This window comes from Mycobacterium parascrofulaceum ATCC BAA-614 (assembly GCF_000164135.1).
GTDB lineage: Bacteria > Actinomycetota > Actinomycetes > Mycobacteriales > Mycobacteriaceae > Mycobacterium > Mycobacterium parascrofulaceum.
Genome location: NZ_GG770553.1, coordinates 1,543,188 through 1,557,573 on the forward strand (window position 1 = coordinate 1,543,188; position 14,386 = coordinate 1,557,573).

The window sequence follows — 14,386 nt, forward strand, 5'->3', positions numbered from 1 at the left end:
CTCCGGCGCCGCTGAGCCCGCTCGCGTCGACGCCCGCACAGGTCGAGACGCCGCAGGCCGCCGCCGCCCCGGCGATGCCGGTGTCGACCGGCACGCCGGTGAAGATGGTCTCGGCGCATTCGCCCGCCACGCCGTCGCCGGCGGGCTCGTCGGAACGCCCGGCGCCCACCATCATCCCCAGGGTGGACTAGCGCGCCGGTCGGTTTGCGCGTATGGCGCGCGCGGTGGCAGCGCGGGCGCTAACCTGACACGAAAATCCCAGCAAGGGTAAGGAGACACTCGTGTTGGCGCGCTACCTGAAGGCCCAGTTGGTGGTTTTGCTGTGCGGCGGCCTGGTCGGGCCGATCTTCCTGATCGTCTACTTCACCCTCGGGCTCGGCAGCCTGCTGCAATGGATGTTCTACGTCGGTCTGCTCGTCACCGTGGCCGACGTGCTGATCGCGCTCGCGTTGGCCAACTACGGCGCGAACTCGTCGGCCAAGAACGCGGCGCTCGAACAGAGCGGGGTGCTGGCGCTGGCCCAGATCACGGGCGTCACCGAGACCGGGACCTGGATCAACAACCAGCAGGTCGTCAAGGTGCAGCTGCACATCTCCGGGCCCGGGTTCCTGCCGTTCGACAGCGAAGACCGGGTGATCGCGAGTGTGACCCGGCTCGGCAACCTCAGCGCCCGCAAGGTGGTGGTGCTGGTCAACCCGACCACCAACGAATACCGAATCGACTGGGAGCGAAGCGCTTTGGTCAACGGCCTGGTGCCTGCGCAGTTCACCGTGGCCGAGGACAACCAGACCTACGACCTGAGCGGTCAGGCCGGCCCGTTGATGGAGATCCTGCAGATCCTCAAGGCCAACAACGTTCCGCTCGACCGGATGGTCGACATCCGGTCGAACCCGGTGCTGCGCCAGCAGATCCAGGCGGTGGTGCGCCGCGCGGCCCAGCAGGCGCCGGCCGCCCAGCCGGCCAGCGCAGGGGGGCCGGCGCCGGTGGTCACGCCCCCGCAACCGTCGATCGCGCAGCGACTGCAGGAACTCGAGACCTTGCGCGCCAGCGGCGCGCTGACCGACCAGGAGTACAACAGCCGGCGGGCCCAGATCATCGCCGAGATCTGAGCCGGGCGAGTTAGAACAGGTTTCAGTTTCGCTGCTAGCCTTGCCTCGTGGCTGGATCACTGCAGGGCCGGGTGGCGTTCATCACCGGCGCGGCCCGCGCCCAGGGCCGATCGCACGCGGTGCGACTGGCGGCCGAAGGCGCCGACATCATCGCGCTCGACATCTGCGCCCCGGCGTCGCCCACGCTGACCTATCCGCCGGCCACCCCGGAGGACCTGAGCGAGACCGTCCGCCTGGTGGAAGCGCAGGGCCGCAAGGTGCTGGCCCGCGAGCTGGACATCCGCGACGACGCCGCGCTGCGCCAGCTCGTGGCCGACGGCGTGGAGCAATTCGGCCGGCTCGACATCGTGGTGGCCAACGCCGGCGTCCTGAGCTGGGGCCGGCTCTGGGAGCTCACCGACGAGCAGTGGGACGCCGTCATCGGGGTCAACCTGACCGGCACCTGGCGCACGCTGCGGGCCACCGTGCCGCCGATGATCGAGGCCGGCAACGGCGGCTCGATCGTGGTGGTCAGCTCGTCGGCGGGGCTGAAGGCCACCCCCGGCAACGGGCATTACTCGGCCAGCAAGCACGGGCTCACCGCCCTGACCAACACGTTGGCCATCGAACTCGGCGAATACCACATCCGGGTCAACTCCATCCACCCCTACTCGGTGGACACCCCGATGATCGAGCCGGAGGTGATGATGGAGATCTTTGCCCGCCATCCCGGCTTCGTGCATAGCTTCCCCCCGATGCCCTTGCAGCCCAACGGCTTCATGACGCCCGACGAGGTGGCCGACGTGGTGGCGTGGCTTGCCGGCGACGGGTCGGGCACGGTGACGGGGACCCAGATTCCGGTGGACAAGGGCGCGTTGAAGTATTGAGCCGCGACCGTGGTATGAACTCCACGTGACCGCTAGCAACGGAATTGTGATCGTCGGTGGCGGTCTGGCCGCCGCCCGGACCGCCGAGCAGCTGCGTCGTGCGGAGTACGCCGGGCGCGTCACGATCGTCAGCGACGAGGTGCACCTGCCGTATGACCGCCCGCCGCTGTCAAAAGAGGTGCTGCGCAAAGAGGTCGACGACGTGGCCCTCAAACCGCGGGAGTGGTACGACGAGAACGACATCACCCTGCGACTGGGCGCGGCGGCCACGGCCTTGGACACCGCGGCGCGGACGGTGACGCTGGCCGACGGCTCCGTGCTCGGTTACGACGAGCTCGTCATCGCGACGGGCCTGGTGCCGCGGCGCATCCCGGCGCTGCCCGATCTCGACGGCATCCGGGTGCTGCGCACGTTCGACGAGAGCATGGCGCTGCGGGAGCACGCGTCCGCCGCTCAGCGCGCCGTTGTCATCGGCGCCGGCTTCATCGGCTGCGAGGTGGCGGCCAGCCTGCGCAGCCTCGGCGTGGACGTGGTGCTGGTCGAGCCGCAGCCCACACCCCTGGCGTCGGTGCTGGGCGAGCGGATCGGCGGGCTGGTCGCGCGCCTGCACCGCGCGGAAGGCGTCGACGTCCGCCTCGGGGTCGGGGTGGCCGAGGTGCGCGGCGAGGGGCGGGTGGACACCGTGGTGCTGACCGACGGCACCGAGCTGGCGGCGGACCTGGTGGTCGTCGGCATCGGGTCGCACCCGGCGACCGGTTGGCTGGAGGGCAGCGGCATCGAGGTCGACAACGGCGTGCTCTGCGACGAGGCCGGACGGACCAGCGCGCCGAACGTGTGGGCGCTCGGCGACGTCGCGTCCTGGCGTGACGCGACGGGACACCAAGCGCGGGTGGAGCATTGGAGCAATGTCGCCGACCAGACCCGCGTCGTGGTGCCCGCGATGCTGGGGCAGGACACCTCGTCGGCCGTGGTCGTCCCGTACTTCTGGAGCGACCAGTACGACGTGAAGATCCAGTGCCTCGGCGAGCCCGAGGCCACCGACACCGTCCACCTGGTCGAGGACGACGGCCGCAAGTTCCTGGCCTACTACGAGCGCGACGGCGTGCTGGTCGGGGTGGTCGGCGGCGGGATGCCCGGCAAGGTGATGAAGGTGCGCGCCAAGATCGCCGCCGGCGCACCCATTTCCGACGTGCTGGGCTGAGGGGTCCTACAGCCAGCGCACCGGCGGTCCGTGCGGGTGGCAGTCGGCGAGAATCTCCAGTTCGCCGCCGGGCCACCGGCGCGCGCGCACCAGAAACCGGATCGGTCCGCCGGGCCCGTCGCGGAAGGGCTCCAGCGTCAGGTGGACGAACGGCGAACGCTGTCCGGCCTGCGCGCCCAGCGCGCGCACCCGGGAGCGCACCGCGTCGCGCTCCTCGTCGGGCAGGTACTGCCAGGTGATCGAATGCCACAGCACCGTGAGCGCGTCGGCGGCCAGCGTCAGGCCGGCGACGGCGCCGGCCGCCGTCTCGCGCTGCAGCCGGGCCGGCACCCGCCGGGCGACCTCGATGGCGCCGCGCAGCCGCTCGAGCCGGGCGGTCTGGTCCGGCCAGACGTAGCTCAGCACGGTGAGCTCCCCGTCGCCGCCGGTGACGTCGATGGGCGCGATGTCACAGCCGTGGCGCTCGACGATCCGCACCTCGCCGCCCGGCGGCAGCGCGCCGCGCCAGGCGTCGTCGATGATCACCGGCGAGTCGCCGGGTCCCCACTCGCCGCCAGCGAAGCGGTAGTGGTAGTGGTCCGCGCGCAGATTCAGCCCGGCGCTCGAACCGATCTCGAAAAGCCTGATCGGCAAACGGGATTCGTGGTTGACGCGCAACAGGGCGCCGATCAGCGCGGCGGACCGCCCGACCTCGTTGGTCTGGGGCGGTTGCCGCAACGCCGCCCGCAGCGCCTCGGCGTGGGCCGCCGCGACACCCTCGATCTCCGGCCACGCCGGCCCGGCGTCCCAGCTGCCCCCGGTGCTGGGATACCACCGGCGCAACTGCGGCGCCCGGCCGTCGAGCACCAAGCGGTGCAGGCCGCCGAGCAGCCGCAGCGGCACCGCCAGGCGCGACGGGTCGTCCTCGTGCCCGGCCAGGATGGTCGCGAAGACGCCGCCGGCCGCGACGTCGGTGGCCACCAGCTCGAAAAGCTCGCCATACATCGGCGAGCCGGAGCGGGCGCAGAACTGGCCTTGCGCCCGCAGGGTGTGCAGCAGGTGCTCGACGCTCACCGGGCCAGCCTGTCCAGCCCGGTGCGCACGACGTCGAACGCGTTGCCCAGCGCGGTCGGCAACGGGACGGACTCGTCGGAAAGCCAGTGCTCGTAGGCGGACAGCGCCACCCCCAGCATGGTCCACGCGGCCGTCTGCGGCACCAGGTCGGTCGGCTTGCAGTCCAGCCGGCGGGCCACGAAGCCCGCGATCACCTCGCGCCAGCCGGCGTACATCGTCATCGAATAGGCCTGCAGCTCGGCGGTCTGCAGGATGACCCGCATGCGCTGGCGGTGCCTGGCGGTCTCGGACTCGCCAAAGGTGTTGAACGCCAACAGCGCATCGCGCAGCGCCTGCCCCAGGGGCACCCGCGGATCGACGTCGTCGAGGAGGTCGCGCAGGTGCGCCAGGTGGGTGTCGAAGTCGCCCCACGGGATCGCGTTCTTGGACGCGTAGTAGCGGAACAGCGTTCGCCGGGAGATGCCGGCGGCCTGCGCGACGTCGTCGACGCTGACGTCGGCGAAGCCGCGCGCGCCGAACAGCTCGATCGCGACGTCGGTGATGTGGTGCGGCGTTGTCGAGCGGCGACGGCCCACCCGCGGCTGCGGCATCATCGGACCCCGCCCTTCCATTTCGGCACTCGATGCCATATTCTGACGAAGCTTGTGACTCGATCCCCATCGTTGTCAAGAACCGACGAAAGGCAATGACCCGTGGACCACGAAACCGAGACCGAGACCCAGCTCGTCGCCGAGACCCTGGTCGAAGAGGTGTCCATCGACGGCATGTGCGGGGTCTACTGACCCGCGTGTTCGACCCCGACCGCGGCTGGCGGTTGCACCCGCAAGTGGCGGTTCGACCCGAACCGTTCGGGGCGCTGCTCTACCACTTCGGCACCCGCAAGCTGTCCTTCCTGAAGAACCGCACCATCCTCACGGTGGTGCGGTCGCTGGCCGAGCACCCCGACGTCCATTCCGCCTGCCGCGCGGCGGGTGTGGACGGCGCCGGGGAGGCGCCGTATCTGCACGCGCTGGGCGTGCTGGCCGATTCGAAGATGTTGGTACCCCAGGAGGTTCCGTGACCGCCACCGTGCCCCGGCTCATCGAGCAGTTCGAGAGCGGGCTGGATGCGCCCATCTGCCTGACGTGGGAGCTGACGTACGCCTGCAACCTGGCGTGCGTGCACTGCCTGTCGTCGTCGGGCAAACGGGACCCGCGCGAACTGTCCACCCGTCAGTGCATGGACATCATCGACGAGCTGGAACGCATGCAGGTGTTCTACGTCAACATCGGCGGCGGGGAGCCCACCGTGCGCCCTGACTTCTGGGAGCTGGTGGACTACGCCACGGCGCACCACGTCGGGGTGAAGTTCTCCACCAACGGGGTGCGCATCACCGAGGAGGTGGCCGCGCGGTTGGCGGCGAGCGACTACGTCGACGTCCAGATTTCGCTCGACGGCGCCACCGCGGAGGTCAACGACGCGGTCCGCGGTCCGGGCTCGTTCGCCATGGCGGTGCGGGCGCTGGAGAACCTTGCCAACGCCGGCTTCTCGGACGCCAAGATCTCCGTTGTGGTCACCCGGCACAACGTCGACCAGCTCGACGAATTCGCCGCGCTGGCAAGCCGTTACGGCGCCACGCTGCGGATCACCCGGCTGCGGCCCTCGGGGCGGGGCGCCGACGTCTGGGAGGACCTGCACCCCACCGCCGAGCAGCAGGTGCAGCTCTACGACTGGCTGGTGGCCAAGGGCGAGCGGGTGCTCACCGGTGACTCCTTCTTCCACCTGTCGCCGCTGGGCTCCTCGGGCGCGCTGGCCGGCCTGAACATGTGCGGGGCCGGCCGGGTGGTGTGCCTGATCGACCCGGTGGGCGACGTGTACGCCTGCCCGTTCGCCATCCACGACCGCTTCCTGGCGGGGAACGTGCTGACCGACGGCGGGTTCGACAACGTCTGGAAGAACGCGCCCCTGTTCCGCGAGCTGCGCGAACCGCAGTCACCCGGCGCGTGCGGCAGCTGCGGGCACTACGACGCCTGCCGGGGCGGCTGCATGGCGGCCAAGTTCTTCACCGGCCTGCCGATGGACGGGCCGGACCCCGAATGCGTCCAGGGACACAGCGCGGCGGCGCTGGCCCGCACCCGGGAAACCCCGCGGCCGCGCGCCGACCACTCCCGAAAGACCGGCGGGCCGGTACTGCTGACGCTGTCGCGTCCGCCTGCGCGATTGTGCAACGAAAGCCCGGTGTGATCGTGGCCGAGAAATGGTTTGAGACCGTCGCCATCGCGCAGGAACGCGCGAAACGGCGGCTGCCCAAATCGGCCTATTCTTCGCTGATTTCGGCGAGCGAAAAGGGAATCACCGTCGCCGACAACGTCGCCGCGTTCAGCGAACTCGGCTTCGCACCCCATGTCATCGGCGTTCAGGAAAAGCGCGATCTGTCGACTACCGTTATGGGGCAAGACATTTCGATGCCGGTGCTGATTTCGCCCACCGGCGTGCAGGCGGTGCATCCGGACGGTGAGGTGGCCGTGGCGCGGGCCGCCGCCGCCCGGGGCACGGCCATGGGGCTGTCCTCGTTCGCCAGCAAGCCGATCGAAGAGGTGATCGCGGCGAACCCCAAGCTGTTCTTCCAGCTGTACTGGCTGGGCGACCGCGACGCGATCGCCGCGCGGGTGGAGCGCGCCCGGGCGGCTGGGGCGGTGGGCCTCATCGTCACCACCGACTGGAGCTTCTCGCACGGCCGCGATTGGGGCAGCCCCTCGATTCCGGAAAAGATGGATCTGAAGACCATCGTCAAGATGAGCCCGGAGGCCATCACGAGGCCGCGATGGTTCCTGCAGTGGGCGAAGACCCTGCACCCGCCCGAGCTGCGGGTCCCCAACCAGGGGCGCCGCGGCGAGCCCGGTCCGCCGTTCTTCGCCGCCTACGGGGAGTGGATGGGGACGCCGCCCCCCACGTGGGAAGACATCGCCTGGCTGCGCGAACTGTGGGGCGGGCCGTTCATGCTCAAGGGCGTGATGCGCGTCGACGACGCGAAACGCGCTGTGGACGCGGGCGTTTCGGCCATCTCGGTGTCCAACCACGGCGGCAACAACCTGGACGGCACGCCGGCGTCGATCCGCGCCCTGCCCGCGGTGGCCGCCGCGGTCGGTGACCAGGTCGAGGTGCTGCTCGACGGTGGCATCCGGCGCGGCAGCGACGTCGTGAAGGCCGTCGCGCTCGGGGCGCGGGCGGTGATGATCGGCCGCGCGTACCTGTGGGGCCTGGCGGCCGCCGGTCAGGCGGGCGTGGAGAACGTGCTCGACATCCTGCGCGGGGGCATCGACTCCGCGCTGATGGGTCTGGGTCACGCCGGGGTCGCAGACCTCGGTCCCGACGACATCCTCGTGCCGCCCGGCTTCACCCGGACGCTCGGTGCCCCGCCCGCCGGGGAGGCCTGACCGGCTAATCAACGATATTCCGGGCGGATTTGTCCGGAATCGTCGGCGGACGGGCGAATGGTGATACACGCGTGGTGTCCGTGACGAACGAGCACAGATTTGAAACGCCTGAATGAACCGCCCGGAAAAAAATTGTTTTCGACGGACAACAATCGGTGCACGCCAGGTGAATTCGTCCTACCATCACCGAGTGCCCGTACTCGGCGAATTGGCAATGGCGACGTCAAGCCAGCTCTCGGGCACCTCACCGTCAATATTGATCCCGCTGGGCTCGACCGAACAGCACGGTCCGCACCTGCCCCTGGACACCGACACCCGGATCGCAACCGCGGTCGCCCGCGGGGCGCGCGCCCGCCTCGACGGGGACTGGTCGGTGGCCCCGGCCATCGCCTACGGCGCCAGCGGCGAGCACCAGAGTTTCGCCGGGACCATCTCCATCGGCACCGACGCCCTGACCCTGCTGCTGCTGGAGTACGGCCGGTCGGCCGCCGGCTGGGCCCGGCGCCTGGTCTTCGTCAACGGCCACGGCGGCAACGTCGCCGCGCTGGCCGCGGCGATTTCCCGGCTGCGCGACGAGGGCCGCGACGCCGGCTGGTGCCCGTGTGAGGCCGCCGGCGGCGATGCCCACGCCGGGCACACCGAAACCTCGCTGTTGCTGCACATCTCGCCCGGCGACGTGCGGACCGACCGGTGGCTCGCCGGCAACCGTTCGCCGCTGCCCGAACTGCTGCCGTCGCTGCGTCGCGGGGGAGTCGCGGCGGTCAGCCCCGTCGGCGTCCTCGGGGACCCGACCACCGCCACCGCCGAGGAGGGCAGGCGCATCCTCGCCGAGATGGTCGACGGCTCCGTCCGCCGGGTGTCGCGGTGGTCACCCGGGCGCGACGGGATGCTGACATGAGTCAACCGCGGCTGCCGGACGGCTTCGCCGTCCAGGTCGATCGCCGCGTGCGGGTGCTGGGGGACGGCTCGGCGCTGCTCGGCGGTTCGCCGACGCGGCTGCTGAAGCTGGCCCCGGCCGCCCAGGACATGCTGTGCGACGGCCGGCTGAAGGTCCGCGACGACCTCAGCGCCCAGCTGGCCCGCACGCTGCTGGACGCCACGGTGGCGCATCCGCGGCCGGCGGGTGGCCCGTCGCACCGCGACGTGACCGTGGTAATCCCGGTGCGGGACAACCTGTCCGGGGTGCACCGCCTGGTCAGCTCCCTGCGCGGCCTGCGGGTCGTCGTGGTGGACGACGGTTCGTTCCCGCCGGTCGAGCCGGATGATTTCGTCGGCGCGCACTGCGACGTCGAGGTGTTGCGGCATTCGCGCAGCCGCGGCCCGGCCGCCGCCCGCAACACCGGGCTGACCGCCTGCCGGACCGACTACGTCGCGTTCCTGGACTCCGACGTCGCGCCGCACCGCGGCTGGCTGGAGGCGCTGCTCGGGCATTTCTGCGATCCCACCGTCGCCCTCGTCGCGCCGCGCATCGTCGGCTTGTCGCACAGCGAGAACGTCGTCGCGCGCTACGAGGCGGTGCACTCCTCACTCGACCTCGGCGAGCGCGAGGCGCCGGTGCTGCCGCACAGCACGGTGTCCTACGTGCCCAGCGCGGCGATCATCTGCCGCTGCTCCGCTTTGCGCGGCATCGGCGGGTTCGACGAGACCCTGCAGTCCGGGGAGGACGTCGACCTGTGCTGGCGGCTTATCGAGGCCGGCGCCCGGCTGCGCTACGAGCCCGTCGCGCTGGTCGCCCACGACCATCGCACCGAACTGCGGGACTGGCTCGCGCGCAAGGCGTTCTACGGCGGTTCGGCCGCCCCGCTCTCCATCCGGCACCCGGACAAGACGGCGCCGGTCGTGATCTCCGGGTGGGCCCTGCTGACCTGGATTTTGATGGCCTTCGGGACCTGCCTGTCCCGGTTGGCGTCCGTCGTCGTCGCCGTCCTCACCGGCCGGCGGATCGCCAGGGCGATGCGCGGCGCCGAGACGTCGATCACGGACGTGGCGACGATCGCGTCGCGGGGTCTGTGGTCGGCGGCGCTGCAGCTGGCGTCGGCGCTGTGCCGCCACTACTGGCCGGTGGCCCTGCTCGCCGCCGCGCTGTCACGGCACTTCCGCCGGGTTGTCCTGGTCGCGGCCGTCATGGACGGCGTGGTGGACTGGCTGCGCCGCCGGGACGCCATCGGCGACGACGCCGAACCGATCGGCCTGCTGACCTATCTGTTGCTCAAGCGGATCGACGACCTGGCGTACGGGCTCGGATTGTGGTGGGGTGTGCTGCGGGAGCGTAACCTGCGCGCGCTGAAGCCGCAGATCCGGAGCTAGCCGCCACTTGTCCCGCCCTTGACGAAGTCCCGCTTTTGATGACGGCCGCCCCGCACAGCGATGTGCTGATCGTCGGCGCCGGCAGCGCTGGATCGGTTGTCGCCGAACGCCTTTCCGCAGACCCCGGCCGCGCGGTGACCGTCCTCGAGGCGGGGCCGGCCCTCGACGATCCGGGATTGCTCGCCCAAACCGCCAACGGGACGCAGCTGCCGATCGGGGTGGGCAGTCCCCTGGTGCGGCGCTACCAGACCAGCCTGACCGAACGACCCCCGCGTACGCATCCGCTGGTGCGCGGGGCGACGGTCGGCGGGTCGGGCGCGATCAACGGCGGCTATTTCTGCCGCGGGCTGCCGCGCGACTTCGATCGCCTCGCGCTGCCGGGCTGGGCGTGGCCCGACGTCCTGGACAGCTTCCGCGCCATCGAGACCGACCTCGACTTCGGCGGCCCGGCCCACGGCGACAGCGGCCCCATCCGGGTGCGCCGCACCCGGGAAATGACCGGAACCACGGAGCGTTTCATCGCCGCCGCCCGGTCCGTCGGGTTCGACTGGATCGACGACCTCAACGATGCGGGCCCCGAACCGGTTTCGGGAGTGGGCGCCGTCCCGCTCAACATCGTCGACGGTGTGCGCACCGGCTCCGGCACGGGTTTCCTGTTGCCCGCCCTGGGCCGGCCGAACCTGACGCTGCACGCGCGGACACGGGTGGCGCGGTTGCGCTTCGCCGGCACCTCCGTGGTCGGCGTCGACGCGATCGGGCCGGGCGGGCGCGTGACGCTGAGCGCCGACCGGATCGTGTTGTGCGCGGGCGCCATCGAGACGGCACAGCTGCTGATGCTGTCGGGCGTCGGCGCGGAGGACGGGCTGCAGGCCGTCGGCGTACCGGTGGTCGTGCCGCTGCCGGTGGGGACGTCGTTCAGCGATCATCCCGAGTGGGTGCTGCCCACCGACTGGACCGTGGCCCCCGGCCGGCCCGTGCTCGAGGTCGTGCTGAGCACCACCGACGATGTCGAGATCAGGCCGTACACAGGCGGATTCGTCGCGATGACCGGGGACGGCACCGCCGGACACGCCGACTGGCCGCACATCGGGGTGGCGTTGATGCAACCGCGGGCCCGCGGGCGCCTCACGCTGGTTTCGGCGGACCCCGACGTGGCGCCCAGGATCGAGCATCGTTACGACAGCGAACCGGACGACCTCGCCGCGTTGCGCGCGGGTGCGCAGCTGGCCCGCGAATTGGCCAGCACCGCAACGTATGTCGGCGACCCGGCCTGGTCCACCTCCCAACACCTGTGCGGCACGGCGCCGATGGGCGCCGCGACCGATCCGCGGGCGGTCGTGGACCATCGCTGCCGCGTCCACGGCATCGAGAATCTTTGGGTGATCGACGGCTCCGTCCTGCCGACCATCACCAGCCGCGGGCCGCACGCCACGATCGTGATGCTCGGGCATCACGCCGCCGACTTCGTGCGGTGACGGCCCGAGGGTGCGGGGCGGGCCACCGGTGCGGCCTGCGGCCCGCCCCCGAGAGCGGCGGATGTTCATGCGGTCCACGTAGATGGCCACGGCAAGTGGCGGTGCGCGCCGGCATGGGTCGCGCGGACAATGCGTCGCAATATTCGTGGACGGCACGACCGCCGTCTTCCTGTTCGATCGTCGTTCGTCGTCTCTGTCGGCCACCTCCCTTCGCCGATTCCGGAAGCGTTGGCAGGCTTGCTATCCCGCAAGCACCGGAGGCGAACGCTCCCGCGCCCAGACCGGGGAGACCGGCCATCGGCGCCGGTGCACGCTCGTAAGCTCCATCAACACCACATCCACCTCGCGCTGACGAAAGAGATGACCTGTATCTGTCGATATATCTCCGGTGATACCAGAACCGGCGGACGTTTTCAAGCACTCCCGGTGGAGTTGGTTCCGTCGAACCCGATGCCGGACAACACTATTGGAGCTCCTGGGTGATTCAGCGCCGGCGGCGGGACAGCAGTGCGCGCACAGGCCGTAACTGCCGGCCGTCGCGGCCGGGGGCCCACACACCGATCAGCGCCGCGGCCAAGGCGACGATGACGGCCATCGTGATGGTCGACGCGTGCAGGGCCGCCAGGAACGCGGTCTTGCTGAGCTGCGCGAGCTGGTGACCCTGCGGCCCCAGCCGGCCGGCGACTTCCAGGGCCTTGGCCAGCGAATCGGTGGCCGGCCCGCGGACGGGGGCGGGGAAGGCGGCCAGCTTCGGGGCCAGCTCGTGCGAATAGCGGCCCGCCAGAATCGAACCGGCCACCGCGATCCCCAGTGCGCCGCCCATCTCCCGGGACGTGTCGTTCACCGCCGACGCGACGCCCTGCTTCTCGTCGGGCACCGCGCCCATGATCGCCGAGGTGGTCGGCGCCGTGCAGATCCCGATGCCGGTTGCCAAAACCAAGGTCGGCCAGGCGAATTCCAGGTACGAGGAGTGCAGGTTCAACCGGTACATGCACGCGAAGCCGACCGCCATCAGCAGCGTCCCGACGGACAGCACGAGCCGCAGGCCCAGCTTGGGCACGTACCAGAACGACAGCGCCGAGAAGATGCCCAGCGGCACCATGAACGGGCCGAACGAGATCGCCGTCGTCAGGGCCGAGTAGCCCATGATCTGCTGCACGTACTGCATGCCGATGTAGAAGAACCCGAACGTCGCGCCGAACAGGATGACGATCGCGGCGACGCCGGTGGCGAAGTTCGGGTCGGCGAACAGCCGGACGTCCAGCAGGGGCTGCCGGCGGGCCCGGGCGAGGCGCAGCTCCACCGCGCCGAACGCCGCGGCCAGCACCGCGCCGGCGACCAGCCCGCCCCAGACCAGCGGGTCGCTCCACCCGCGGGTCGGCGCCTCGAGGATCGCCGCCACGGCGATCGCCACCGCGGCGCCGATCAGGACCGCGCCCGGCGCATCGATCCGCGGGGCGCCGCTGTCACGCGACGAGGAGACCGTGCACGCCAACGCGAGGATCACCAGCCCGGCGGCGCCCAGCGACCAGAAGATCGCGTGCCAGTCCCAGAAGCGAAGCAGCACGCCGGAACCGAGCATGCCCAGCACGCCGCCGGATCCGGCCGTGCCGGCCCAGATGCCGACCGCCTTGGTCCGGTCTTCTTTCGGATAGGCGACGGTCAGCAGCGACAGCGTCGCGGGCATCACGAAGGCGGCGCCGATCCCCGCGACCGCGCGCCCGGCGATGATCTGCGCCGGGCTGTGCAGCAGCGCCGGCGCCATCGAGCCGGCCGAGAAGACGACCAGGCCGATCAGCAGGGCGCCGCGCCGCCCGTACCGGTCGCCGATCGCGCCGGCGGGCAACAGCAGGCACGCCAGGGCCACGGTGTACCCGTCGACGACCCAGTTCAGCTGCGATTGCGTGGCCGACGTGGCCACCGCGAGGTCGCCCAGCGCGGTGTTCAGCGCCGTCATCGACGCGACCACCAGCGCAACACCCATGCAGGCGACGGCCAGCGTCCAGTTCCGCGCTCGGGGGCTACCGCCGATGCTGACTGCATCAGTACGCTGGTCAGGCCGGACCAGGGTATCGATCATCAATGCGCCTCCTCACGGTGACGTAGGGAAGTTTCGAGACCAATAGTCTTGTAGGTAGACCGATAGTCTCGTTCTCAAACGCCGGAGGTGGGTGACGATTACGGGCGGCAGCACCGATCCGCGTCCAGCACGCTCGCGGGCCCGTTTGCTCGAGGCCGCCGCCGCGTTGCTGAGTTCCGGCGGGCCCAGCGCGGTGACCGTCGACGCGGTCACCCGTACCGCCAACGTGGCCAGGGCCACGCTGTATCGCCACTTCCCGAGCGGGAACGACCTGCTCGCAGCCGCTTTCAACAGCCTCATCCCGCCGTCGCCCACCCCGCCGGCCGAGGGTTCGCTGCGCGAGCGCCTGGTCGCGGTGGTGCTGGACCAGGCCGAGGCGGTGGCCCAGGCGCCCGCGGTCATGACGGCCATGTCGTGGCTGGCGCTGGGCCGGGACCTGGACGAGTGGCCCGAACCGCGCGACCGGCAGGCCGCCGACAGCGCGGCGATCACCACGCTGCGCGAGCGCATCGCCCAGCAGTACTCGGCGCCGTTCGACGCCATCTTCGACAGCCCGGAGGCCGCCGAGCTCGGCGAGGTGGACCGCTCCCGCGCCATCGCGCTGCTCATCGGCCCCCTCGTGCTGGGGAAGCTGTCCACACTTCCCGACTTCGATTACCGCGAGTGCGCGCTGGCGGCGGTCGACGGTTTCCTCCATGTTCAGCGCGCCCATAACCGGGCCGACGCGGCGAGCGTCGAATCGGCCGGGGCCTGAGGCCACGCGGGTTCTCGAGGCCCCAAAGAAGCAGGTCGGCGGCCTTGCCCGGGGATTTGGCCAAACCCACGATCTAGGGCATACTGTTCAGGTTGCCTTGGGCCGGGTTCACGCCTGGTCGGGCA

14 protein-coding genes are annotated in these 14,386 nt (G+C 70.9%); 11 read left to right on the top strand and 3 right to left on the bottom strand.

Going from position 1 to position 14,386, the window contains the following annotated elements:
• Window positions 1-281 precede the first annotated feature (281 nt).
• From HMPREF0591_RS07260 to HMPREF0591_RS07270, 3 genes are read left to right on the top strand one after another with little or no spacing between them, the layout of a single operon-like run.
• Window positions 282-1,109 (top strand): SHOCT domain-containing protein, encoded by an 828-nt coding sequence (locus HMPREF0591_RS07260; protein WP_007167818.1) that lies wholly within the window; start codon window positions 282-284, stop codon window positions 1,107-1,109.
• A gap of 47 nt (window positions 1,110-1,156) precedes the next feature.
• On the top strand, window positions 1,157-1,975 hold the full coding sequence (locus tag HMPREF0591_RS07265) for a mycofactocin-coupled SDR family oxidoreductase (protein ID WP_083212302.1): 819 nt from the start codon (window positions 1,157-1,159) through the stop codon (window positions 1,973-1,975).
• Complete coding sequence (locus HMPREF0591_RS07270) at window positions 1,971-3,176, top strand: NAD(P)/FAD-dependent oxidoreductase (RefSeq protein WP_085981527.1); 1,206 nt, start codon at window positions 1,971-1,973, stop codon at window positions 3,174-3,176. Before HMPREF0591_RS07265 ends, HMPREF0591_RS07270 begins: the two co-directional genes overlap by 5 nt.
• Window positions 3,177-3,182: 6 nt before the next feature.
• On the opposite strand, the gene HMPREF0591_RS07275 is transcribed toward HMPREF0591_RS07270, so the two are convergent.
• Together HMPREF0591_RS07275 and mftR are read right to left on the bottom strand one after the other, a co-directional pair.
• Window positions 3,183-4,229: a DUF2332 domain-containing protein gene (locus HMPREF0591_RS07275; protein ID WP_007167821.1), complete on the bottom strand. Its 1,047-nt coding sequence runs from the start codon at window positions 4,227-4,229 to the stop codon at window positions 3,183-3,185.
• Entirely contained in the window at window positions 4,226-4,822 is a 597-nt protein-coding gene (gene mftR, locus HMPREF0591_RS07280) for a mycofactocin system transcriptional regulator (RefSeq protein WP_007167822.1), read from the bottom strand. Before mftR ends, HMPREF0591_RS07275 begins: the two co-directional genes overlap by 4 nt.
• Window positions 4,823-4,921: 99 nt before the next feature.
• Between mftR and mftA the strand changes: the two genes are divergently transcribed.
• The 7 genes from mftA (at window position 4,922) to mftG (ending at window position 11,427) form a co-directional block, all read left to right on the top strand.
• Complete coding sequence (mftA, locus tag HMPREF0591_RS33000; protein WP_040621348.1) at window positions 4,922-5,011, top strand: mycofactocin precursor MftA; 90 nt, start codon at window positions 4,922-4,924, stop codon at window positions 5,009-5,011.
• On the top strand, window positions 4,996-5,289 hold the full coding sequence (gene mftB, locus HMPREF0591_RS07290) for a mycofactocin biosynthesis chaperone MftB (RefSeq protein ID WP_040621350.1): 294 nt from the start codon (window positions 4,996-4,998) through the stop codon (window positions 5,287-5,289). Before mftA ends, mftB begins: the two co-directional genes overlap by 16 nt.
• On the top strand, window positions 5,286-6,452 hold the full coding sequence (gene mftC / locus HMPREF0591_RS07295; RefSeq protein WP_007167824.1) for a mycofactocin radical SAM maturase: 1,167 nt from the start codon (window positions 5,286-5,288) through the stop codon (window positions 6,450-6,452). Before mftB ends, mftC begins: the two co-directional genes overlap by 4 nt.
• 2 nt (window positions 6,453-6,454) lie before the next feature.
• On the top strand, window positions 6,455-7,645 hold the full coding sequence (mftD, locus tag HMPREF0591_RS07300) for a pre-mycofactocin synthase MftD (protein WP_040622019.1): 1,191 nt from the start codon (window positions 6,455-6,457) through the stop codon (window positions 7,643-7,645).
• 166 nt (window positions 7,646-7,811) lie between these two features.
• The gene (gene mftE, locus HMPREF0591_RS07305) at window positions 7,812-8,543 is read left to right on the top strand and encodes a mycofactocin biosynthesis peptidyl-dipeptidase MftE (RefSeq protein WP_040621353.1); all 732 of its coding nucleotides are present in this window, start codon (window positions 7,812-7,814) and stop codon (window positions 8,541-8,543) included.
• Window positions 8,540-9,952 carry a mycofactocin biosynthesis glycosyltransferase MftF gene (mftF, locus tag HMPREF0591_RS07310; RefSeq protein WP_007167827.1) on the top strand — a complete coding sequence of 471 codons (1,413 nt, stop codon included), beginning with the start codon at window positions 8,540-8,542 and terminating at the stop codon, window positions 9,950-9,952. The genes mftE and mftF overlap by 4 nt, the downstream gene beginning before the upstream one ends.
• A gap of 38 nt (window positions 9,953-9,990) precedes the next feature.
• Window positions 9,991-11,427 (top strand): mycofactocin dehydrogenase MftG, encoded by a 1,437-nt coding sequence (gene mftG / locus HMPREF0591_RS07315; RefSeq protein ID WP_007167828.1) that lies wholly within the window; start codon window positions 9,991-9,993, stop codon window positions 11,425-11,427.
• A 484-nt stretch (window positions 11,428-11,911) separates the two neighbouring features.
• On the opposite strand, the gene HMPREF0591_RS07320 is transcribed toward mftG, so the two are convergent.
• The gene (locus tag HMPREF0591_RS07320; protein WP_007167830.1) at window positions 11,912-13,507 is read right to left on the bottom strand and encodes an MFS transporter; all 1,596 of its coding nucleotides are present in this window, start codon (window positions 13,505-13,507) and stop codon (window positions 11,912-11,914) included.
• A gap of 145 nt (window positions 13,508-13,652) precedes the next feature.
• On the opposite strand from HMPREF0591_RS07320, the gene HMPREF0591_RS07325 reads away from it, so the two are divergent.
• Window positions 13,653-14,261 (top strand): TetR/AcrR family transcriptional regulator, encoded by a 609-nt coding sequence (locus HMPREF0591_RS07325; RefSeq protein WP_083212331.1) that lies wholly within the window; start codon window positions 13,653-13,655, stop codon window positions 14,259-14,261.
• The last annotated feature ends 125 nt before the right edge of the window (window positions 14,262-14,386 follow it).